Source organism: Streptomyces sp. NPDC001843 (genome assembly GCF_042891955.1).
GTDB lineage: Bacteria > Actinomycetota > Actinomycetes > Streptomycetales > Streptomycetaceae > Streptomyces.
This window is the reverse complement of sequence record NZ_JBIATQ010000009.1, coordinates 163,457-185,143: the sequence shown is the minus strand read 5'-3', so window position 1 is coordinate 185,143 and position 21,687 is coordinate 163,457. Positions and strand designations below refer to the sequence as shown.

Genomic DNA, 21,687 nt, shown 5'->3' with positions numbered 1-21,687 from the left:
CGCACAGCCGACCGCCGGTGAGGGCGCGCCGTCCCCAAGGCGCCCTCACCGGCGGTCGCGATCAGGAGCGGGGCGTCAGACGCGCACCGGCTCCCGGTCCCCGTCCCCGTCCCTGGACCCGTCCCCGGCACGGGACTCGTCCCGCCTGCGCAGGCCCTCGCCCTCGACGTCAACGTCGGGCAGTACGCGGTCCAGCCACTCGGGCAGCCACCAGGCCTTCCTGCCGAGCAGGGCGAGCACGGCCGGGACGATCGTCATGCGGACGATGAACGCGTCGAAGAAGACGGCGATCGCCAGTCCGAAGCCGATCATCTTGATCATCGACTCGCTGGAGCCGATGAAGCCGGAGAAGACAGCCATCATGATCACGGCCGCCGCCGTCACCACCCGCGCGCTGTACTTGAAGCCGGTCACGACCGCCTGGGCGGGCTTCTCCCCGTGCACGTACGCCTCCCGCATCCGGGTCACGAGGAACACCTCGTAGTCCATCGCGAGGCCGAAGACGACGCCGACCATGAAGATCGGCATCATCGACATGACCGGTCCGGTCTGCTCCACGCCGAACAGGCCGGACAGCCAGCCCCACTGGAAGACCGCGACCACCGCGCCCAGCGCGGCCGTCACCGACAGCAGGAATCCGAGGGCCGCCTTCAGCGGGACCAGGATCGAGCGGAAGACCAGGATCAGCAGCAGGAAGGCCAGGCCGACCACCAGGGCCAGGTACGGCAGCAGCGCGTCGTTCAGCTTCTGGGAGAAGTCGATGTTCATCGCCGTGGAGCCGGTGACCAGCACCTTGGCGTCGGTCCTGGCGGTGATGCCCGCGCCCTTGTCACGGATGGCGTGGACCAGGTCCTCGGTGGTGGCGGAGGACGGCTTGGACTTCGGGATCACGGTGATCGTCGCGGTGTCGCCGGCCTTGTTGGGCGCGGCGGGGGTCACCGTCACGACGTCCTTGAGACCCTTGATCTCGTCGCCGACCTCGGTGAAGGCGGCCTTCGGGTGGGCGTTGTCCTTGGCGTCGACGACGATCATGAGCGGCCCGTTGAAGCCGGGCCCGAAGCCCTCGGAGAGCAGGTCGTAGGCGCGGCGCTGGGTGGTGGACGTCGGCTGGGAGCCGTCGTCGGGCAGGCCCAGTTCGAGCGAGGCGGCCGGGATCGCCGCCGCGCCGAGTCCGACCACGCCGAGGAGGAGGACCGCCACCGGGCGGCGTACGACGAAACTCGCCCAGCGCGTGCCCATGTTGGGGCGGGCCTGCTTCCCGGCGCTCTTGGCGCGGCCGCCGCCGAGCAGTTTGCTCTTCTCACCGGCGGGCTTGATCCTGCGGCCCGCGTAGCCGAGCAGCGCCGGGATCAGCGTCAGGGCGATCAGCACGGCGATGGCGACCGTACCGGCGGCCGCGACACCCATCTTGGTCAGCATCGGGATGTTGACCACGGACAGGCCGACCAGGGCGATGACGACCGTCAGGCCCGCGAAGACCACCGCGGAGCCCGCCGTGCCGACGGCGCGGCCGACCGCGTCCTCGCGTTCGCGGCCCTCGGCCAGTTCGGCGCGGTAGCGGGAGACGATGAAGAGGGCGTAGTCGATGCCGACGGCGAGGCCGATCATCGACGCCAGGGTGGAGGTGGTCGTGCCCAGATCGAGCGCGGACGCGAGCGCGGTGATCGTGGAGACGCCGATACCGACGCCTATGATCGCGGTGAGCAGCGGGAATCCGGCCGCGAGGAGCGAGCCGAAGGTGATGACGAGGACGACCGCGGCGACGGCGATGCCGATGACCTCGCTGGAGCCGGTCTCGGGCGTGGCGGTGAGCGCGTCACCGCCGATCTCCACGGTGAGCCCGGCGTCCCGCGCCTGCTGCGCGGCCTCCTTGAGGGCGTCGCGCGAGGAGTCCTCGAGCTCCATGCCGGAGACCTTGTACCTGACCGACGCGTAGGCGATCCGGCCGTCCCTGCTGACGGCGTGGGCCTTGTAGGGGTCGGCGACGGAGGTGACCTCAGAGCCGTGTGAAAGCTCCTTGACCGTCTTCTTCACGGTCGCCTTGTTGACGGTGTCCGTCATCTTCTCGCCGCTCGGCGCCTTGAAGACGACCCGCGCGGTCGCGCCGTCGGCGGTGGTGCCGGGGAAGCGCTGCTCCAGCAGGTCGAAGGCCTTCTGGGCCTCGGTTCCGGGGATGGAGAAGGACGTGTTGCCCGCGGCGGGCGCGGAGGCGGCGCCAACCCCGGCGAGGGTGAGCAGCGCCACCCATATCAGGGCGACGAAGTGCCGTCGCCGGAAGGCGAGTCGGCCGAGTTTGTAGAGGAAAGTGGCCACGGAGGCGTACTCCCGGTCAGGTCGTTTGGCGTTCTTCTGGGCAGGGGTGATCAGCCCGACGACGTGAGCGGTTACGTCAGGTGGTGGGCTTGCTGGGGAAGGGGTTCAGCCGGTGCTGGGGAGGAGGTTCAGCCGGTGCTGGGGAGGGGGTTCAGCCGGTGGTGACGCCGAGGGCGGGGAGGACGACGGCGTCGATGTACGAGATGAGGAAGGCCTGCGTCGGCGGCAGTTCGTCGAGCATCGTGCGGGCGGCGAACCCGCCGAGCATCATGTGCATCATGTAGTCGATCGCCGGGTTGTCCGCGCGGACCTCGCCCCGGTCGACAGCCCGCCGCACCACGCGGCGGATCTCCGCCATCTCCGGCTCGATGAGATGTTCGCGGAAGGCCTTCAGCAGGTCCGGGTTGCTGTGCACGGCCATGGCAAGGCCCCGCATCAGCGCGGAGTTCTGCTCCATCTCGCAGTCGTCCGAGCTCATGGTGAGGGCGTGCAGGTCCCCCTTGAGCGACCCGGTGTCGATGTCGCCGAGGCCGAGCGCGCCCGGCTTGTTGTGCCGTACGGCCTTCGCCACCAGCTCGGCCTTGCCGCCCCACTGGCGGTAGAGGGTGGCCTTGCTGGACCGGGTGCGGGCGGCCACGGCGTCCATGGTGAGGGCGTCGTAGCCGACTTCTCGGAGCAGGTCGAGCACGGCCTCGTACAGCTCGGCCTCGCGCTCGGGCGTGATCCGACTGCGACGCCCGGTGGCGACCTCGGTCATCTCCCTCACCCTCCTGCTCTGAACGACTCGGTTTCGTACAGGACGAATGTAGCGCAGCGCTCTACGAAACGAAACCGTTTCGTACGTGTTGTGGGTCACGCCTGGTCGGAACGGGGTCATTCCTCACGAGTTGCTCCCTTCCGTCCCCGGGGAAAGCCTGGGGAGGTGAGCTATCTCCGACTGCCGCACCTCAGCGGCGATCTGCTGTGCTTCGTGGCCGAGGACGACCTCTGGCTGGCCCCCCTCGACTCCCCGGGCCGCGCCTGGCGGCTCACCGTCGACCGCACCAAGGCCGGCCACCCCCGCTTCTCGCCCGACGGCCGCCACATCGCCTGCACGTCCTGGCGCAGTCTCGTCCCCGAGATCCACCTGGTCGGGGTCGACGGCGGACCGGGCCGGCAACTGACCTACTGGGGCAGCCCGGACACCCAGGTCTGCGGCTGGACCCCACCCGACGAAAACGGCCACAGCGACATCCTCGCCGTCGCCTCCCACGGCGAGCCGTTCTCCCACTTCACCTGGGCCTACAAGATCACCCCGGAGGGCGACCCGGGCCGCAAGCTGCCCTGGGGTCCCGTCTCCGACATCCAGGTCGCCGACGTCGACGGCGCGCACCGGACCCTGCTGCTGACCGGCACCCCGCCGCACGAACCGGCCTCCTGGAAGCGCTACCGGGGCGGCGCCACGGGCCGGCTGTGGCTGCACGGTGAGCGGCTGCTGCCCGACATCGGCGGGCACCTGCACTCGCCGATGTTCGTCGGCGGCCGGATCGCCTTCCTCTCCGACCACGAGGGCGTCGGCAACCTCTACTCCTGCGCGTACGACGGCACCGACCTGCGCCGGCACACCGACCACGACGCCTTCTACGCCCGGCACGCCTCCAGCGACGGCACCCGGATCGTCTACCAGTGCGCGGGCGACCTGTGGATGGTCGACGACCTGGCGCCGGACTCGGAACCGCACAGGCTGGACGTACGCCTGTCCGGGCCGCGCGCGGGCCGCCGTACGTACCAGATCCCGGCCGCCCAGCACGTCGACGGCGTCTCCGTGGACGAGACGGGCCGGGCCAGCGCCGTCGTCGTACGCGGCTCCCTGTACTGGCTCACCCACCGCGACGGCCCCGCCCGCACGATCACGGACACGCCCGGGGTGCGCGTCCGGCTCCCGGAGATGCTGGGCTCGACCGGGCAGATCGCCTACGTCACCGACGCCGAGGGCGAGGACGCCGTCGAGATCGCCCACCTCCCCCGGGCAACAGGTGACCGGGCGCCGCGCCGGCTGGCCTCCGGCCGGCTGGGCCGCGTCCTGGAGATGGTCGCCGACCCCGACGGGGAACGGCTGGCCGTCGCCGCGCACGACGGACGGCTGCTGCTGCTCGACGTGACCGAGGCGGACGACGCCGCCGGGGACTCCCCCGACGGCCCCGGGGTCGAGGTCACCGAGTTGATCCGGTCGGTCAACGGGCCGGTGCGCGATCTCGCCTTCTCCCCCGACGGGGCGTGGCTGACCTGGTCGCATCCGGGGATCGGCCGCACCCTGCGGCAGATCAAGCTGGCCCGGATCAAGGACCGGACGATCGTCGACGTCACCGACGGCCGCTTCGAGGACGAGAATCCGGTGTTCACCTGGGACGGCCGCTACCTGGCCTTCCTGTCCTGGCGGGGCTTCGACCCGGTGTACGACGTGCAGACCGGGGACCTGTCCTTCCCGCTCGGCTGCAAGCCCTACCTGGTTCCCCTGTCCTCGGCGACCCCCTCCCCCTTCGCCCTGAACCCCGAGGGCCGGCCGGCCGCCGGCGGCCTGGACCCGCTCGACGACGAGGACGGCGGTGAGGCCGGTGCGGTCACCGTGGAGGCCGAAGGGCTGGAGAGCCGGGTGACGCCGTTCCCGGTCGCCGCCTCCAAGTACTCCGCGCTGCAACCGGTCGCCGGTGGCGGCCTGGTCTGGCTGCGCTGGCCGATCTCCGGGGCGCTGGGCGAGACGTTCGCGAACCCGGACGACACCACCGGCCGGCCGACACTGGAGCACTTCAGCATCAGCAGGGCGAAGAAGTCCGAACTCGTCGGCCATCTCGACTGGTTCGCGGTGAGCGGCGACGGCACCCGGCTGGTCGTGGTCGACGAGGGCGACCTGCGGGCGGTGCCGTCCACCGAGTCCGGCGACGCCGACACGACGACCTGGATCGACGCCCGCCGGATCCTGCACACCGTCGACCCGGCCGCCGAATGGCGAGGGGCGTACGCGGAGGCGGGCCGGCTGATCCGGGCGTACTTCTGGGACCCGGACATGTGCGGCATCGACTGGGACGCGGTCCTCGACCAGTACCGGCCGCTCGTCGAACACGTCGCCTCCCCCGACGAGTTCGCCGACCTGCTCCGCGAAGTGCTGGGCGAGCTCGGCACGTCGCACGCCTACGTCGGCGCCGCACGCCGCAACGAGGGCCCCTCCCCGTACCAGCGCCGGCAGGGCCTGCTCGGCGCCAACCTCGTGCGCCGGGACGGCGGCTGGACGGTCCGGCGGATCCTGCCCGGCGACTCCTCCGACTCCAAGGCCCGCTCCCCGCTGGCCGGCACCGGCATCCGGGAGGGCGCGGTCCTCACCCATGTCAACGGCCGGCCGGTGGATCCGGTGACGGGGCCGTACCCGCTGCTGGCGGGGGCGGGCGGTACGACGGTGGAGCTCACCTTCGCGCCGGCGGAGGGCGAGCAGGGCCCCGCACGCCGGGTCGCCGTCGTCCCGCTCGTCGACGAACGTCCCCTGCGCTACCAGGACTGGGTCGCCAAACGCCGGGCGGTGGTGCGGCACTTGAGCGGCGGCAAGTGCGGCTACCTGCACATCCCCGACATGGGCGGCTCCGGCTGGGCCCAGTTCAACCGGGATGTGCGCATGGAGGTGTCCCGGCCCGCGCTCATCGTGGACGTGCGCGGCAACGCGGGCGGGCACATCAGCGAGCTGGTGGTCGAGAAGCTGAGCCGGAGCATCATCGGCTGGGACCTGACCAGGAACGCCCAGCCGGTGTCGTACACCTCCAACGCGCCCCGCGGACCCGTGGTGGCGCTGGCCGACGAGGCGACCTCCTCCGACGGCGACATGATCACGGCGGCCTTCAAGCTGCTGCGGATCGGGCCGGTGGTCGGGCAGCGCACCTGGGGCGGTGTGGTCGGCATGACCGGACGGCACCGGTTGGGCGACGGCACGGTGATCACCGTGCCCATGAACGCGGCCTGGTTCGACGCCTACGGCTGGTCCGTGGAGAACCACGGCGTCGCCCCCGACCTGGAGGCCCTGCGCACCCCGCTGGACTGGGCGGAGGGCCGGTACGCACAACTGGACGACGCGGTGGTGCTGGCCATCGATCTGCTGACCACCCAGCCCGCGGCGACCCCGCCGGACCACCGGGACATACCCGACCGGTCGCGGCCCAAGCTGCCGCCGCGACGGCAGCCTGACGGCTGAGGGCCCGCACGAGGGAAGGGGCGCCCGCCAAGGGGGCGCCCCTTCCGGTCAGGAGACCGCGTCAGGCGTCGTAATCCTGGCTGAAGCGGTCCTCCATCTCGCGCTCGGTGTCGTCCATTTCGTGACGACCACGCTCACGCGGCTGCTGGCCGCGCTGCGGCGACTGCTGGCCGCGCTGCGGGGACTGCTGGCCACGCTGCCCGGCCTTCTCACGGGCCTCGCCGGCCTTCTGCTTGCCCTGCTCCTGCATGCCGCGGGCCTTCTCCTGGAACTGGTCCTTCATACCCATGTGGGTTCACTCCCGTGGTGGGTGAGGGGAATTGGCCCCTCGGTGGGGCCTCGACCAGATTCACACGGGCGGACACGGTACGCATTTCGATCATTAACGGTGCGTAACACCCGCTGGTCCGGAGTCAGTTTCGCCGCACCGACCGCTCCTGCTCGTCAGCCGCCCCGCCCGCGCCGACCAGACCCGTGCGCATGCCCCGCAGCCGGGGCGCGAACCGGCGCATCTCCCGCTGTCCCACCGTGCCGACGATCCCCGGCAGATACCCGCGCACCCCTTGCATCCCGCGCAGCCACCACTGCCCGTACACGTGGCCGGCGCGGCGCTCGATCCCGGCCACGATCCGGTCGACCGCCGGGCCCAGCGGATAGGTCCTGTTGGCCGGCCATGGCAGCCGCTGCCTGAGCTCGCGCATCACCTCGTCCTGGTCGGCGCCGCGCACCATGTCCGTGTCGGTCCAGGACAGATAGGCCACGCCGACGCGCACGCCCCGGTACCCGACCTCGGCCCGCAGACTGTGCGCGTACGCCTCGACACCCGCCTTGGACGCGCAGTACGCCGTCATCATCGGCGCCGGGGTGATCGCGGCGAGCGAGGCTATCTGCAGCAGATAGCCCCGGCTCTCGATCAGCACCGGCAGGAAGGCGCGCGCGGTCACGGCGGAACCGATCAGGTTGACCTCGATCACCCGCCGCCAGGCCTCCGGATCGGAGTCCACGAACGGGCCCCCGGTGGCCACCCCGGCGTTGGCGACGACGACGTCGACCTTGCCGAACCGCTCCTTGACCTCCCGGGCGACCCGGGACATGGCCTCGTGGTCGGTGACGTCGGCGTGCCAGTGGTCACTGTCGCCGTGCAGCCGCGCCGAGACCTCCTTGAGCGCCTCCGGTTCCAGTCCGACCAGCGCCACCGTGGCACCGCGCGCGGAGAGCTTCCGGGCGAGCAGTTCACCGACACCGCGCGCGGCTCCCGTGACCACCACGACCTGACCCTCGAGACCGACCCTGCTCATGCGCCCTCCCTGACCGTGTCCGTCACCGTCACGTACTCGCGGACCAGTTCCCGGATCCTGCCGGTCACCAGCTTCGGTGCCTCCACCGGCGTCATGTGGCCCACGCCGGCCAACTCGTCACTGCCCACGCAGTGCGGCAGTGCGGCCACCAGCGAGCGCGCGTGCACCGGCGGGGTCATCCGGTCCGCCGTGCCCACGACCACCACCGTCGGCACACTCAACTCCCGTACCCCGTGGTCGAGATCGAGCGTGTCCAGCACCCGCGACCAGGAGTGACGCACGGCGCGCGGGCAGGCGTGCACGATCCGCGCGCACGCCTCCACCATGTGCGGGGCCGAACCGGCGCCCATGGTGGCGTACTTGAGGACGGCCTGCGCGAGAGGCGTGACCGGCCCCAGCGGGGCGCGCGAGCCTAGGATGCGCGCCGTCAGCCAGGCGCGCACCCGGCCGGCACGCAACGGCACCACGAGCGACTCGGCGACCAGCCGCGAACTGCCCGTGCTGCACAGCAGAACAGCCGCCGCGTGCTCCCGGAAGCGGGCCCGCCCGGAGGCGGCCAGCAGCGTCATCCCGCCCATGGAGTGGCCCGCGATCACGGCCTTCTCCCCGGGCGCGAGGGTCCCCGCGAGCACCGCCTCCAGGTCGTCCGCGAGCGCCTCGGCGGTGCACGCGGGGCCGGCCGGACTGCGCCCGTGGCCTCGCTGGTCGTAGGCGATGACCCGGTGGTCCGCGGCCAGGTCCCGGATCTGCGCCGCCCAGAACGCGGTCGAGCAGGTCCAGCCGTGGGCCAGGACGACGGGGGGCGCGTCCTCGGGGCCGTGCACCTCGACGTGCAGCCGGGCGCCGTCGGCGGAGACGGCCGTCAGGACACGGCCGGGGGTGGGCGGGGCGTACGGGCCGGAGGTCACATGAGTGGGGCGGCTCATGCGGTGACCTCGCTCGGGTCGGCGGAGGTGGTCTTCTTCGTGGCGGTCTGCCGGACGACCCGGTACTCCGCCAGCTCCACCCGCCGGGTCGCCCGGCGGAACTCCGCGGTGGTACCCGGCCAGATGGTGGTGTTGCGGCCACTGGAGTCCAGATACCAGCTGGTGCAGCCGCCGGTGTTCCACACCGTGGGCCTCATACGCTCCTGCACCTTGTGGTTCCAGGCCCGTACGGCGTCGGCGCGGGCGTCGAGGGCGACCCGGCCGCCGAGGACGTCGAGCTGGCGCACGAAGTCCGCCATGTAGTTCAGCTGGGACTCGATGATGAGGATCATCGAGGAGTTCGCCAGGCCGGAGTTGGGCCCGATGATCGACAGCCAGTTGGGGAACCCGGCGGCGGAAGTCCCGCGCAGCGCCTGCATCCCGTCCTTCTTCCAGGCCTCGGCGAGGGTGACGCCCTCCGCCCCGACCACCCGCTCGGCGATGGGCATGTCGGTGACGTGGAAGCCGGTGCCGAAGACGATCGCGTCCACCTCGGCCTCGCTTCCGTCGGCCCCGACGACGGTCGACCCACGCACCTCGGCGAGCCCGCTGGCGACGACGTCCACGTTGGGGCGGGCGAGGGCCGGGTAGTACTCGCTGGACAGCAGGATCCGCTTGCAGCCGATGCGGTAGTCCGGGGTCAGCCTGGCCCGCAGGGCCGGGTCCTTGACGGCCCTGGCCATGTTGAGCCTGGCGAACCGCTCGACCAGGCCGAGCTCCTCCGGGTGCCTGGTGAACGCCTGGACCTGCAACTCCCGGATGCCCCACAGCAGTCCGCGCCTGAGCTGCGTGGTGAACGGCAGGGCCCGGTGCAACCGCCGCTCCACCCCGCCGATCGCCCGGTCCACACGGGGCAGCACCCACGGCGGGGTGCGCTGGAAGAGGGTCAGCCGGGAGACGCGGGGCTGGACGGCGGGCACGATCTGGATGGCCGAGGCCCCCGTCCCCACCATCGCGACCCGCTTGCCGGTGAGGTCGTAGTCGTGGTCCCAGCGGGCCGAGTGGAAGACCTTGCCGGGGAAGGAGTCCAGACCGGGGATGTCCGGGATCCTCGGGTCGGACAGCGGCCCGGTGGCGGAGACCACGACGTCCGCCGACAGCGAGCCGCTGCTCGTCTCGATGTCCCACCGCAGCCTCTCGGTGTCCCAGGTCATCAGCTTCACTTCGGAGCCGAAGCGGATGTGGGGACGCAGCCGGAAGACGTCGGTCACATGCTCCAGGTACGCACGGATGTGCTCCTGCCCGGAGAAGGCGCGCGGCCAGTCGGGGTTCGGCGCGAAGGAGAACGAGTACAGATGTGACGGGACGTCACAGGCACAGCCCGGGTAGCTGTTGTCCCGCCAGGTGCCGCCGACGCTGCCGGCCCGCTCCAGGACCACGAAGTCGGTGATCCCCTCACGGCGCAGCCGCACGGCCGCGCCCAGCCCGCCGAATCCGGACCCGATCACCGCCACCCGTACGTGCTCGCGTACGTGTTCGTGTTCGGCCATCCCGAAGCCTCCAGGCATCGCGTCGGACTCCGCCAGTGAACACTGGCGCAATGGGACTGTAGAGCAGCTCCGTACCGACCGGTAGGGGGCGGGACGAGGAAGTTACCCCGGGTACGACATAAAGTGCGGGCGTGACGGACAAGCGCGAGTACCGCATGGAGGAGCTGGCCCGGCTGGCCGGCATCACAGTGCGCACACTGCGCTTCTACCGCGAACGCAAGCTGATAGCGCCGCCCCGCCGTGAGGGCCGCATCGCCTGGTACGACGACCACCACCTGGCCCGCCTGCGCACGATCTCGGCCCTGCTGGAGCGCGGGCACACCCTGAACGGCATCGCGGAACTGGCCGAGGCCCTCGACCAGGGCCGCGACGTCGCCGACCTGCTGGGCGTCGGCGCCCCCACCGAGGAGGAGCCGGTCCGCCTCACCCCCGAGGAGCTCGCCGCCCGCTTCGAGGGCGAGGTCACCCCGGAGAACCTCGCCGCCGCCCTCGAACTGGGCTACCTGGGCACCGACGGCGACGAGATCGTGCACATCAGCCGCCGCCTGCTGGACGTCTCCTCCGCCCTGGTCCGCGAGGGCATCCCGCTGGCGGAGGTCCTCGCGGTGGGCAAGCACGTCCGCGAACACGCCGACGCCCTCGCCGCCCTCTTCACCGACCTCGTCCTGCGCCACGCCGGCGAGGAGGACCTCGGTCGCCTGCGCCCGCTGGCCCGCAGTGTGGTGGAGGCGGAACTGTCACTGGCCCTGGACCGACGGCAGCGCAAGCAGAGCTAGCGGTCGTAGACCACCGTCACCGGCGCGTGGTCCGACCACCGTTCGGCGTGGGTGGCCGCCCGCTCCACGAAGCCCTTGACGGCCCTGGCCGCGAGCCCGGGGGTGGCCACATGCAGGTCGATGCGCCAGCCGGCGTCGTTGTCGAAGGCCCGCCCGCGGTACGACCACCACGAGTACGGCCCCTCGGTATCGGGATGCAGCGCCCGTACGACATCGACGTACCCGCCGTCCGTCTCGTCGTAGACCCGGCTCAGCCACTCCCGCTCCTCCGGCAGGAACCCGGAGTTCTTGGTGTTGGACCGCCAGTTCTTGAGGTCGGCCTGCTGGTGGGCGATGTTCCAGTCGCCGACGACGAGGACCTCGCGCCCGTCGGCGGCGGCGCGCTCGCGCAGGCCCTTGAGATGGGCGAGGAACTCGCCCATGAAGCGGACCTTCTCCTCCTGCCGCTCGGTGCCGACCTCACCGGAGGGGAGGTAAAGGGAGGCGACGGTGACCCCGGGCAGGTCGGCCTCGACGTACCGGCCGCTGGTGTCGAACTCGGCGGAGCCGAACCCGACCTGGACCCGGTCGGGTTCACGCCGCGTGTACAGGGAGACGCCCGCACGGCCCTTGGCGGCGGCGGGGGCGTGGACGACGTGCCAGCCGTCGGGCTGCCGTACGGGCTCGGGCAGTTGCCGCGGCTCGGCGCGCACCTCCTGCAGGCACACCACGTCCGCCGAGGTGTCCGCGAGCCACTCCACGAAGCCCTTCTTCGCGGCGGCCCGCAGTCCGTTCACGTTCACCGAGGTCACTGTCAGCACCCGGGCACGATACCGGCACACTGGACGGGCCCTGATTCCACCAGTCCTTGACTATGCATGATTGTACGATGCCCAGCATGAATATTCACCGCGTGCCCTTCGACCACCCCGACGCCGTGAAGCTCAACGACGAGGTTCAGGCCGAGTACCACCTGCGCTACGGCGACGGCGGTGACGCCACGGTCCTCGACGCGTCGGACTTCCGGCCGCCGAGAGGCGTCTACCTGATCGCCTACGACGAGAGCGACCGGCCCGTGGCCACGGGCGGCTGGCGCAGCCAGGACGCCAACGACGAGGGCAACGAGGACGGCGACGCCGAGCTCAAGCGCATGTACGTCATCGAGGAGCTGCGCGGCCGGGGCCTCGCCCGCCGCATGCTGGCCGCTCTGGAGGACGACGCCCGCGAGGCCGGCCGCCTCCGCATGGTCCTGGAGACCGGCCTCAAGCAGCCGGAGGCCATCGCCCTGTACACCTCCAGCGGCTACGAGCCGTGCACCAAGTTCGGCTACTACCGCCACTACGAGGACAGCCGCTGCTTCGCGAAGGCCCTGCGGTGAGGCGTGCGCCGGACGTCGGCTGACGCACCTCCGGCGATTTGAGCTCAGCTCGCGGTCGAGTCCTTGGTCAGAGCGTCCATGAGGAGGTCGACGAGTCGTCGGGCCTGCTCTCCGGGTCCCTGCCGCACGGCGCCTCCGGCGGGCTGGGCCGCCACATCACCGAGCATGCCCTCCGGCGCGGCGACCGAGTCACTGCCACGACCCGCCCCCTACGCACCTCTTCTCCTACGCATGCCAGAGCTCATCGTGCCGGTGGCGGACCGGAGGGATGTCCACGTCGTCGAGGTCGTGGCCTGCGTGGTGCAGTCCGCGGATCCGCTGGGCTTCGAGCCGGCCCCGGAGCCGGGCCCGGCCTTCAGCCGTGGCGACCGCGGCGGAGAACGAGCCGTCTCTGCGGTCGAGCAGCAACGGCTGCCAGGAGGTGATCCGGCGCAGTGTCTTCGTCGGGGCGGGGCGACGGCCTTCGCGGGCGGCCTGGGCCAGTTCAGCATGTGTGTAGCGCAGGTCGTACAGGGACATGAACTCCGCTGCGCCGTCTCGGACGCGGAGTCGCCGGGGAGTCGTACGAACAGTCCTGGACATCGAGAGCCTCCATAGGGCCCTCTGGGCTCTCCAGAGGTACCTACGGTGGGTGCGAAGCGGTCAGCACGACTCAGCCCCTCGTCGGTGAACGACGTACCGGCAGCACAGTAGCGGCGCGGCGGACCGGGGCCGAGGCATTTTCGCGGACCTGCGGCCATAACCGTGTAGGTATTCACCGGCTTGACCGGGTACGGCAATCACGGTCGACTGAGCCGCCAACGATGGGGCGCGAACGTGGGTGCGCGGCCTGTTGGCCGACCTCGATGAGGACTTGCCCGAGCTGTCCTTCGACGGTAACGGTGAGGACGTGAGCCCCGATACCGGTCCGGAGCTCACTGACGTCCGGTCGCGCGAACTCCTAGCCCAGGCGCATCGACCGTCCCGAACGCGCCGGAGCTCGGACAGGATGGAGGCCGAACGTGCCGTGGTCCCTGTCCCGACCTGCGGTCAGCACAAGCCGCGGTACGGGACGTCGCGCACGTATGTTCCCCATTGGGACCGTGACAGGCCTGTGCCGACGCGTCGGCAGATGTCGGCCGCGACCGTGTCCGGGGCGATGTCGTAGCGTTCCAGCGGTACATGCTCGCTCGACAGGTACAAGGCGCGGTCGTCACCGCCGAAGGCCAGCGCCTCGACCGGCCCTCCCGTGCTGTACAGAGGAGAGCCGATCGCCAGCCCGGTCGAGGCGTCCCAGAGACGGACGAGGCCGTCGTCCGTGCCGACGGCCAGAGTTGTGCCGTCATGGGAGAAGGTCATCGCCGAGACCCCGTCGCCGTCCTCATCGTCCGAGGCGCGGGAGGAGTCGGCGGGCAGTTCACCCAGGCGCCGCCGGGCGTGGCCGTCCCAGAGGCTGACCCATCCGGAATCGTCGCCGGCCGCGAGCCGCGTACCGTCGTGGGTGAACGCCACTACCGTGGGGGTCGTCTGGGTGAGGGTGTGGCGCGTTGTTCTGCCGGACGTGAGGTCGGTGACGTGTCCGTCCAGGCTCACCAGGAGCCGGCCGTCATCCCTCAGCGCCAGGGATTCCCCCGCGACGCCCCGCCATCGGCCGGTTCGGACGTGACGGCGTGTGTCCCATCTCTCCGTCCGCTCACCGTTCAGTGACACCAGTGCGTTTCCCTCGCTGTCGAGCGCGAGGGACTCGACCGTCGGCCCCTCGTCGGACCTCGTGGTGATGCCGAAGGTGGCCGGGCGGGCCGGGCGGCGGCTGTTCACCACGGTGAGAGCCGGCTCGCTGTCGTAGTCGTTGTCGGTGGTGGAGTAGACCATGGTCCGGCCATCGGGAGAGAAAGCCATGATGTCCGTGCAGGTCGGTTCCCCTTCGGCCACCGGACACGGGGCCGTGGGCAGTTCATCCGCCGCCTCTGTGTTGTGTGCCACGTCGATCAGGCGCAGGCGGTGTCTGCCGCCCGATTGCCGCGCGACAGCGAGCAGTCGGCCGTCGGGGCTGAAGGCGGCGCTCGTGGTGCCGTCCGGCCGGAAGCCCGGCTGGAACGCGTGGCCGAGGGAAAGTGACCACACCGTGGGGCTGGCGTCATTCGACACGTACCGGATCACACCGTCGTGCCGGTCGAGCCGGAGGTTCCAGGATCCCGCCCCCGCCACGGGGGCCCGGAACACAGGAGCCTGCGGAGCGTCGAGCCGCCACAGGAACACCTGGCCGCCGTCGGATCCGATGACGAACCGGCCGTCCGGCGTGTACGCGGTGGTGTCGAGGCCGTCCTGGCCGATGCCGGTCCGTTCCCTGCCCGACGGCACGTCCCAGATCCGCACTCCGCGATCGGTGGTGACAGCGAATTCGTGGGCGCCCGGAACAAAGCTTATCTCCGCCGACATGCACTGAGGGCCGCGCAGCGACGTCCAGGAACCTGGTGACCGGTGGTGCGTCCCGACGTCCCAGATCTCGAGTCTGTCGTGCGAGCAGTCGGCGAGGAAGCGGTCGTCGGCGCTGACGGCCACGACGCCGCTGAGTGCCGAGGCCACGGCCACGTTGCCCGAGCTGCCGCGGAGCCAGCCCAGGTCGGCAGGCACTCCGGCGGGCTCGACCCGGCTGGCTTTGAACAGCAGTTTGTGACGGCGCACGTCCCAAAGCCGGATGACGGGAGGCGAGTTGTCGGCCGTAACGGCGAGCAGCAGTGTCCGCCCGCTGGGGCCGAAGGAGAGGTCCGCCCCGTAGACGTCCGGCAACCGCCCGGTCGGCTTCCCCGTCGGTACGTCGTACAGGTTCACGTCCCGGCCGGTGCCGACCGCCAGGGTCCGTCCGTCCGGAGAGAGGACCATGCGCGTCGAAAGGGACCTGTCCATCGAAAGGGACGGATCATCGGTGGACTCGGCGACGTGGAAGGACGACAGCCGACGATGGGCGCGCACGTCCCACCGTGTGGCCTGCCCCTCTTCCACGGCGACAGCCAGGCGTCCGTCCGCACTGAGGTCCACGCTAGCGGCGTCGGAAAGCCCCGGCAGCCGGAAGGCGTCCTGATTCGGCTGCGCCAGCGACCCCAGCAGCGCCGAACGGGTCTCCGGCAGGTCGGCGACCTTCCAGGCGGCGAGGCTGAGACGCAGGGCGGTCCTCGGCTCCGTAGGGCGCAGGCTCTCCGCCACGGCGGCGACGCGGCGGGCCTCGGCCTCCATCCGTCTGCGCTCGTCCGACCGGTTCTGCTGCCACGCCACGAGTGCGGCCACGACAGCCAGTACGACGACGACGGAGAGGGCCGCGACAAAGGTGCGTGTGCGTCTGGCGGTGCGCGCGGCCGTGAGGCGTTCCTGCTCCGCGGCGGCGAGTCCGGCGGACAGGAAGGACCACTCCAGCTCGGTGAGATCCCCACGCTGCTCCGGTGCCGCGAAGATCTCCTGGGCCGTCGCCAGACGGGTGCCCCGGTACAAGGCTCCGGGATCGCGGTCCAGGTCCCGCCAGACGCGGGCCGCCTCGGTCAGTTGGCGGTGGGCGCGAAGCCGGTCGCGTTCGGCGTCGATCCAACCGCGCAACCTGGGCCAGGCAGTGATCACCGCCTCGTGCGCGAGGTCCACCGTGTCGCCGTCGAGTGTGATCAGCCGGGCCCTGGCCAGGCGTTCCAGGACCAGGGCGGCATCGTCCCGGGCCTTCCCCGGACCCGGACCGACGAGTTCCGCACGGTCGGCGGGGCGGCGGGTGTCCTGCGTGCCGTCGCCGGGGGTGACCAGGCGCAGCAGCATGCGCCGGGCCCGGTCCGCCTGGGCGGTGGTGAGCCCGCCGAAGGCCTGCTCCGCGGTGCGGGCGATGGCGCCGTGCAGGCCGCCGGCCGCCTCGTACGCCGCCTCGGTCAGCGCGCGGCCCTTTCGTCGGCGCCAGGTCTCCAGCAGGGCGTGGGACATCAGCGGCAGCGCGCCGGGCTCTGACTCGACCTCGGCGACGATGCGCGCGGTCAGGGTGCGTTCGACGATGTGGCCGGCTGCCTGTGCCGGTTTGACGATGGCCTCACCGAATTCGTCACGGCTCATGGGCGGGGTGAGGAGGGTGGCGTCGCGCAGTGCGTCGGCGAGCGGGCGGTGGCCGGCCAGCCGCCCGAAGAAGTCGGCCCGCACCGCGATCAGCACCCTCAACCGATTGGCCGGATCCAGCGCGGCCAGGAGCCGGTCGACGAAGAGAGCCCGTTCCTCCCGGTCGGTGCACAGCGTGTAGATCTCCTCGAACTGGTCCACCACCAGCCAGGTGTCCCGTTCGGAGCCCTCGACAGCCGTCAACCGCTCGCCGTGCGTACGCAGCGGATGGTCGCCCGGGGTGATGATGCGCACCGTCGCCGGACGCAGCCGTGGATCCTCGGTGCTGCGCAGGCGGGGTACGAGGCCGGCGCGTACGAGTGACGACTTCCCGCTCCCGGACGCCCCGACCACGGCCGTGAGACGTGCCCTGGCTGTCAACGCCACCAGTTCGTCGATCAACTGGTCCCGACCGAAGAACAGGGCCGCGTCCGACGGTTCGAAGCGGGCCAGGCCCCGGTAGGGCGGTTCGGCCTCCTCGTCCTCGGTGCGGGGCTCGGCCGCCACCTCGGCAGCCGCCTCACGCCACCGGGACTCCCATTCCTCCGGGTCGCCCCCGCAGGCCTTCACGTAGGCGAGGGCGACGGGCAGGGTCGGCAGCCGCTCCCCCGCGGCAGCCTGGGACAGCGTGCTCGCCCCGTGCCCCGAGCGCTGCGCCATCACCCGGTAGGTCGGACTGCCCGCGTCCACCCGGAGTTTGCGCAGATCGGCAGCGAACCGCTGGACATGACCCGCACTGGGGTCCAGTGGACTTTCCGGACGCCCCGCCATCGACGACTCTCCCCCGCTCCGCCCGCTTCCCCCATGAAGGCGGCTTTGTGGCCGTAGAAGGTATGTGCGCCCGCGGCAGGAGGGCAAACCCGAGGCGCCTTCTTCGGTCAGGAGTCCGTGCCGGGGTTGCACAACTGCTGCAACGGCCGCCGCGCGAAAGCGACTCGGCGTCGCGCGGCGGCCGTTCCAGATGTTCACGGCGGCTGCGGCCGGCGTGTGGCCGCTGCTTCCCCTACTTCCCGCCGATGCCCTTCTCCCCGATGTGGAAGATCTTGTGGCTGTCGCGGGTCATGTCCACGACCACCTTGGAGGGGCGGCTCATGCCCCAGGTGAAGGTGACGACGGCCTCCGTGTAGCTCCGGGTGGTGCCGCTCTCGGTGACCTTCCAGGCCAGCGGGACGTTCTGGGCGCGCAGGACGCCGTTGGCGTGCTCCTTCTCCTCCCAGGCCTTCAGTTCCTTCTGGAAGCCGGGGGTGAGGTAGTGGTTGCGCAGGGCGGTTCCGAGGTTGCCGCTGTCCTCGTCGAACACCGCGTCGATGTAGGCGCCGTAGAAGTCGGCGATGCGGGTGATGTTGTCGTTCGTCTTGCCGCTGACGCTGCGCGGGGTGCCGGCGGAGGCCGCCTGGGCGGTGACGCCGAGGCCGAGGGCGACAGCGAGGACGCCGGCGGTCAGGGCGGTGCGGGTCTTGCTGTTCATGTGTGTTCCCCGTTTCCGATGTGTGCGGTGATGGTCGGTGGGCCGCCCTCCCGACCCCCGTGGCGGGAGGGCGTCCCTGGTCGTGCGGTCAGTGGAGCTTTGGTCAGTGGAGCTTGTTCACGGCCGTGGTGACGGTCTTCTTGAAGGCCTTCACCGGCGTGTCCTGGAAGCCGCCCATCTGGCCCCAGTCGACGACCGTCACGGTCCTGCCGTCCCGTCCGACCGCGAGGAGACGGATGTCGCTCGCGCCCCAGGAGGCCTCGGTGTGCAGGCCGTAGAGATGGGCGCCCTCCTCCACGGGCAGCGTGCCGTAGTCCTTGAACGTGACCTCGAGGTCCGGGTCGGCCTTCTCGGTCCGTGCCGCGCAGGACTCGATGTCCTGGTTCAGCCGTGAGACCCGGCCCTTGGCCGCGCTGACGCTCGACGACTCGACGCTGACCTGGCGGGCGCTCGTGTCGAGGTCGGTCCGGAAGTCGCGGTGCCAGGTGTCCCGGTCGTCGTCGAGCACCATGCCCAGACAGCGGTCCAGTTCCACCGCCTCCGGCAGGCCCGCGGTGACCTTGCCGGCCGTCCAGGACGAGGAGGGGTGCGGCGGGAGGTCCTTGGCCGCGAGGAAACCGGGTGTCTTCGTGGCGGCGTTCGCCGGTGCGGCGAGCGCGGTGCCGAAGGCGAGACCTGCGGCGGTGAGTGCGATGAGCGCGCCTGCTCGGGTGCGCTTGGGCATGGCTGTCCCCCGTGGATGAGTGCAGATGAGTGCATGGGTGTCGGATACCGCGGCGACGCCGGTTGGCCGGTCCGGCCCTGGTCGGTGCGACACCAAGAGCATCGGCCGTCAGGGGAGCCCGGCGCAACGCTCGGCGCCCGTTCGGCGACGGTGGAACCATCCCAGCCCTGCTGACGTGCAGGTATACGAGTGCCTGGGATGCGGGAGTCGGTGGATGACGGGGGAACGGGTGTCGGCTCGGGGCGACGTCGAGCAGTTCGCGGAGCTGCTGCGGCGGTTGAAGGACCGTACGGACCGGAGCTACGACTCCCTGGCCCGGCGCGTCAGCATGAACACCTCCACGCTCCACCGTTACTGCGCGGGGGAGGCCGTGCCCCAGGACTTCGCCCCCGTGGAACGGCTGGCGGCCTTCTGCGAGGCGACGCCGGAGGAACGACTCGAACTGCACCGGCTGTGGCTGCTCGCGGTGGCGCAGCGGCAGCGGGTGCGTACGGGGGCCACGGCGGGTGAGCAGCCGGTGGACGAAGCGCCCGGCACCGTGCAGGTAGTCGCAGCGCCGCAGGGCGCAACAGAGCCCGCGCCCTCCCCCGCCCCGGCTCCCCGCCCCTGGTACCGCCGACGACGGCCCTTGGTCTCCACCGCTGCCGCCTGCGCGCTGCTCGCGGCCGCGGTCGGCCTGTCGGTTCTGCCGGAGCGGTCGGCCGACCGCTCCCCGGCCGTGTCCGGCGCGCACGTCTCCTCCGGCCCGTGGACGACCGCTCCCCCGACGCCCCATCACTCGTCGAAGCCGAAACCGTCCGCGAGCCCCTCCCCCACCGACGAGCGGAGCTCGTCCTTACCCCGCGTGAAGAACAAGAAGAGCAAGAAGAACAAGGCCTCCGTTCCGTCCGCCCCGGGTCCGGCCCCCACCGGCGCCGCTGAACCGGCCGGCGGCCTGCCCGTCACCTGGAGCGCCGACTCCCAGGTCTGGGACATGGGCTGCGGCCACGACTACGTCATCGACAGGCCGCCCGCGCAGGTCCCCCCGCCCCCGGTGCAGCAGGACGCCGCAGCGTGGGCGGCGACGCAGGGGGCGGTGCACGGGCGGCAGACGATGGTGCAGATCTCGGTGCAGGGCCGGTCGTCCACGGCCGTCGTCCTCAAAGCGCTCCGGGTCCGCGTCGTCAGCCGCGGCAACCCGGCCGCCGGCAACGCGTACGCCATGGACCAGGGCTGCGGCGGTGAACTCACACCCCGCAGATTCACCGTGGACCTCGACGCCGACCGCCCCAGCGCCCGCCCGAAGGACGGCGCCGACAGCGAACACACCATCCCGGCCGTGCACTTCCCGTACCGCGTCTCCGCCGAGGACCCCGAAGTGCTGCTGGTCGACGCGACGACCCAGGCCTACGACGCCCGCTGGTACCTCGAGCTCGACTGGTCCTCCCGGGGCCGCACCGGCACGATCCGCATCGACGACCACGGCCGCCCGTTCCACACCAGCGGCATCAAGGGAACGCCACGCTACTGGTACGGCACGAAGGACTCCGGCGAGCGCCAATGGGTGCCCTACGGCAACTAGTGCCCCATCGGACGACGTTCGCCCCGTCGTCGGCCGGGGGCTGACGGCACCCGCCGCCGAGCCGGACGGCACCCGGCCGCCACAGCGGTAGGGCCGGGCCCCGCCCCCTTTTCATCCCGCTCCGCCGACCGCTCGGGCATGCTCTCGGAGCGGGCGTGTTGTGCAATGCGAAATTCTGTGGTGCAGACGTGGTGCACGGCCACGCCGACCTCTTACGTTCCCGTCTCAACAGACCGGTCCCCACCGGGCGAAGCGCCCCCCACCACCGGGAACACCGACGTTCCCGCGCGCGGACCCGCCACTCCCCCCTCCCCAACCCACCGCTTCGAGGGATTCGAGGAGTTTCGATGAACGCACGTTCCGTACGTGGTGTCGTGGCCGCGGCGACGACCGTGTGCGCGCTGATCGGCGTCAGCGCCTGCGACGTCCAGTCCGGCAGCACCACCGCGAAGAGCGGGCAGAGTGCTTCCCCGGCGCAGGCCAAGGACCTCAAGGTCGGCTGGTCCACCATCTACCTGACCCCGTCCTGGATGCAGCAGACCCTGAAGATGCTGCAGACCGACGTCGACAAGCTGAAGACCGCGGGCAAGGTGTCGTCGTTCAAGACGTTCAACGCCAACGGCGACACCTCGCAGCAGATCTCGCAGATCCGCGCCATGATCCAGCAGAAGTACGACGTCATCCTCGTCGACGCCGGCTCCTCCACGGCCCTGAACCCGGCGCTGGAACAGGCCGAAGCCGCGGGCATCACCGTCGTCGCCTTCGACTCGCTGCCCACCAGCACCAAGGTCATCAGAGTGGGTACCGACCAGAAGGCCTGGGGCGCGATGATGGCCACCTGGCTGGCCAAGAAGCTGCACGGCAAGGGCAGCATCATCGCCATGAACGGCCCGGCCGGCGTCGCCGTCAGCGAGGACCGCTGGTCCGGAGCCGCGACGGTCTTCAAGAAGTATCCCGGCATCAAGATCGTCAGCAATGTGCACAGCGAGTACAACCTCGCCCCCGCCGCCCAGGCCTTCGCCTCCGCCTACTCCGCCCACCCCGGCATCGACGGCGTGTTCTCACAGGGCGGTGCCCTGTCGGCCGCCGCGCTGCAGACGCTGGTGAAGCAGGACAAGAAGCTCGTCCCCGTCACCGGCGAGAACTACAACGGCTTCCTGAAGATGTGGAAGGCCAAGCAGAAGAAAGGTTTCTCCTCCCTCGCCACCGCCCAGCCCAACTACCTGTCGGTCATCGCCCTGGAGGCGGCCGTCGCCCAGCGCGAGGGCGTGTCCGTGCCGCAGGACATCACCGTCCCGCTGCCCGAGATCACCGACAACAACCTCGACGAGTACGTGAAGACGGACCAGCCGGACGACTCGTACCCGATCAAGGACATTCCGCAGTCCGACATCGACAAGCTCATCGGCAAGTGAGCGGACACA

At 71.1% G+C, this 21,687-nt stretch carries 16 protein-coding genes; 5 read left to right on the top strand and 11 right to left on the bottom strand.

Going from position 1 to position 21,687, the window contains the following annotated elements; all coding sequences use genetic code 11:
• Positions 1 to 75 precede the first annotated feature (75 nt).
• Positions 76 to 2,313, bottom strand: coding sequence for an MMPL family transporter (locus tag ACFYZQ_RS23405; protein WP_389150875.1), 2,238 nt, complete (start codon positions 2,311 to 2,313; stop codon positions 76 to 78).
• Between the two features lie 151 nt (positions 2,314 to 2,464).
• Positions 2,465 to 3,070 (bottom strand): TetR/AcrR family transcriptional regulator, encoded by a 606-nt coding sequence (locus ACFYZQ_RS23400; RefSeq protein WP_389150872.1) that lies wholly within the window; start codon positions 3,068 to 3,070, stop codon positions 2,465 to 2,467.
• A gap of 165 nt (positions 3,071 to 3,235) precedes the next feature.
• Here ACFYZQ_RS23400 and ACFYZQ_RS23395 point away from each other — a divergent pair, with 165 nt between their 5' ends.
• Complete coding sequence (locus ACFYZQ_RS23395; protein WP_389150869.1) at positions 3,236 to 6,526, top strand: S41 family peptidase; 3,291 nt, start codon at positions 3,236 to 3,238, stop codon at positions 6,524 to 6,526.
• A 61-nt stretch (positions 6,527 to 6,587) separates the two neighbouring features.
• Here ACFYZQ_RS23395 and ACFYZQ_RS23390 read toward each other — a convergent pair whose 3' ends face one another.
• The 4 genes from ACFYZQ_RS23390 to ACFYZQ_RS23375 form a co-directional block, all read right to left on the bottom strand.
• Positions 6,588 to 6,815, bottom strand: coding sequence for a hypothetical protein (locus ACFYZQ_RS23390; protein WP_389150867.1), 228 nt, complete (start codon positions 6,813 to 6,815; stop codon positions 6,588 to 6,590).
• 124 nt (positions 6,816 to 6,939) lie between these two features.
• On the bottom strand, positions 6,940 to 7,824 hold the full coding sequence (locus tag ACFYZQ_RS23385) for an SDR family oxidoreductase (RefSeq protein WP_389150864.1): 885 nt from the start codon (positions 7,822 to 7,824) through the stop codon (positions 6,940 to 6,942).
• A complete protein-coding gene (locus ACFYZQ_RS23380; protein WP_389150862.1) occupies positions 7,821 to 8,750 on the bottom strand; it encodes an alpha/beta fold hydrolase in 930 nt (309 codons plus the stop codon). Before ACFYZQ_RS23380 ends, ACFYZQ_RS23385 begins: the two co-directional genes overlap by 4 nt.
• Complete coding sequence (locus ACFYZQ_RS23375; protein ID WP_389150859.1) at positions 8,747 to 10,279, bottom strand: flavin-containing monooxygenase; 1,533 nt, start codon at positions 10,277 to 10,279, stop codon at positions 8,747 to 8,749. The genes ACFYZQ_RS23380 and ACFYZQ_RS23375 overlap by 4 nt, the downstream gene beginning before the upstream one ends.
• 131 nt (positions 10,280 to 10,410) lie before the next feature.
• On the opposite strand from ACFYZQ_RS23375, the gene ACFYZQ_RS23370 reads away from it, so the two are divergent.
• Complete coding sequence (locus tag ACFYZQ_RS23370) at positions 10,411 to 11,055, top strand: MerR family transcriptional regulator (RefSeq protein WP_389150857.1); 645 nt, start codon at positions 10,411 to 10,413, stop codon at positions 11,053 to 11,055.
• Here ACFYZQ_RS23370 and ACFYZQ_RS23365 read toward each other — a convergent pair.
• Positions 11,052 to 11,855 (bottom strand): exodeoxyribonuclease III, encoded by an 804-nt coding sequence (locus ACFYZQ_RS23365; RefSeq protein WP_389150854.1) that lies wholly within the window; start codon positions 11,853 to 11,855, stop codon positions 11,052 to 11,054. The two genes, ACFYZQ_RS23370 and ACFYZQ_RS23365, sit on opposite strands and share 4 nt — an antisense overlap.
• A 77-nt stretch (positions 11,856 to 11,932) precedes the next feature.
• On the opposite strand from ACFYZQ_RS23365, the gene ACFYZQ_RS23360 reads away from it, so the two are divergent.
• Entirely contained in the window at positions 11,933 to 12,412 is a 480-nt protein-coding gene (locus ACFYZQ_RS23360; RefSeq protein ID WP_389150851.1) for a GNAT family N-acetyltransferase, read from the top strand.
• A gap of 225 nt (positions 12,413 to 12,637) precedes the next feature.
• On the opposite strand, the gene ACFYZQ_RS23355 is transcribed toward ACFYZQ_RS23360, so the two are convergent.
• The 4 genes from ACFYZQ_RS23355 to ACFYZQ_RS23340 form a co-directional block, all read right to left on the bottom strand.
• Positions 12,638 to 12,994 (bottom strand): hypothetical protein, encoded by a 357-nt coding sequence (locus tag ACFYZQ_RS23355; RefSeq protein ID WP_389150848.1) that lies wholly within the window; start codon positions 12,992 to 12,994, stop codon positions 12,638 to 12,640.
• Between the two features lie 447 nt (positions 12,995 to 13,441).
• Positions 13,442 to 17,281: a DNA-binding protein gene (locus ACFYZQ_RS23350; RefSeq protein ID WP_389150844.1), complete on the bottom strand. Its 3,840-nt coding sequence runs from the start codon at positions 17,279 to 17,281 to the stop codon at positions 13,442 to 13,444.
• Between the two features lie 232 nt (positions 17,282 to 17,513).
• Positions 17,514 to 17,978, bottom strand: a complete 465-nt coding sequence (locus ACFYZQ_RS23345) for a hypothetical protein (RefSeq protein ID WP_389150841.1) — start codon at positions 17,976 to 17,978, stop codon at positions 17,514 to 17,516.
• 103 nt (positions 17,979 to 18,081) lie between these two features.
• Positions 18,082 to 18,702, bottom strand: coding sequence for a hypothetical protein (locus ACFYZQ_RS23340; protein ID WP_389150838.1), 621 nt, complete (start codon positions 18,700 to 18,702; stop codon positions 18,082 to 18,084).
• Between the two features lie 214 nt (positions 18,703 to 18,916).
• On the opposite strand from ACFYZQ_RS23340, the gene ACFYZQ_RS23335 reads away from it, so the two are divergent.
• Together ACFYZQ_RS23335 and ACFYZQ_RS23330 are read left to right on the top strand one after the other, a co-directional pair.
• Complete coding sequence (locus tag ACFYZQ_RS23335; protein WP_389150835.1) at positions 18,917 to 20,263, top strand: helix-turn-helix domain-containing protein; 1,347 nt, start codon at positions 18,917 to 18,919, stop codon at positions 20,261 to 20,263.
• A gap of 347 nt (positions 20,264 to 20,610) precedes the next feature.
• A complete protein-coding gene (locus ACFYZQ_RS23330; RefSeq protein ID WP_389150832.1) occupies positions 20,611 to 21,678 on the top strand; it encodes an ABC transporter substrate-binding protein in 1,068 nt (355 codons plus the stop codon).
• Positions 21,679 to 21,687 lie beyond the last annotated feature (9 nt).

Excerpts from the sequence above, each read along its gene's own strand:
- ACFYZQ_RS23360 (WP_389150851.1), top strand. The coding sequence starts at position 11,933 with ATGAATATTCACCGCGTGCCCTTCGACCACCCCGACGCCGTGAAGCTC.
- ACFYZQ_RS23330 (WP_389150832.1), top strand. The coding sequence starts at position 20,611 with ATGAACGCACGTTCCGTACGTGGTGTCGTGGCCGCGGCGACGACCGTG.
- ACFYZQ_RS23385 (WP_389150864.1), bottom strand. The coding sequence starts at position 7,824 with ATGAGCAGGGTCGGTCTCGAGGGTCAGGTCGTGGTGGTCACGGGAGCC.
- ACFYZQ_RS23380 (WP_389150862.1), bottom strand. The coding sequence starts at position 8,750 with ATGAGCCGCCCCACTCATGTGACCTCCGGCCCGTACGCCCCGCCCACC.
- ACFYZQ_RS23390 (WP_389150867.1), bottom strand. The coding sequence starts at position 6,815 with ATGGGTATGAAGGACCAGTTCCAGGAGAAGGCCCGCGGCATGCAGGAG.
- ACFYZQ_RS23335 (WP_389150835.1), top strand. The coding sequence starts at position 18,917 with ATGACGGGGGAACGGGTGTCGGCTCGGGGCGACGTCGAGCAGTTCGCG.
- ACFYZQ_RS23375 (WP_389150859.1), bottom strand. The coding sequence starts at position 10,279 with ATGGCCGAACACGAACACGTACGCGAGCACGTACGGGTGGCGGTGATC.
- ACFYZQ_RS23345 (WP_389150841.1), bottom strand. The coding sequence starts at position 17,978 with ATGAACAGCAAGACCCGCACCGCCCTGACCGCCGGCGTCCTCGCTGTC.
- ACFYZQ_RS23355 (WP_389150848.1), bottom strand. The coding sequence starts at position 12,994 with ATGTCCAGGACTGTTCGTACGACTCCCCGGCGACTCCGCGTCCGAGAC.
- ACFYZQ_RS23400 (WP_389150872.1), bottom strand. The coding sequence starts at position 3,070 with ATGACCGAGGTCGCCACCGGGCGTCGCAGTCGGATCACGCCCGAGCGC.
- ACFYZQ_RS23340 (WP_389150838.1), bottom strand. The coding sequence starts at position 18,702 with ATGCCCAAGCGCACCCGAGCAGGCGCGCTCATCGCACTCACCGCCGCA.
- ACFYZQ_RS23350 (WP_389150844.1), bottom strand. The coding sequence starts at position 17,281 with ATGGCGGGGCGTCCGGAAAGTCCACTGGACCCCAGTGCGGGTCATGTC.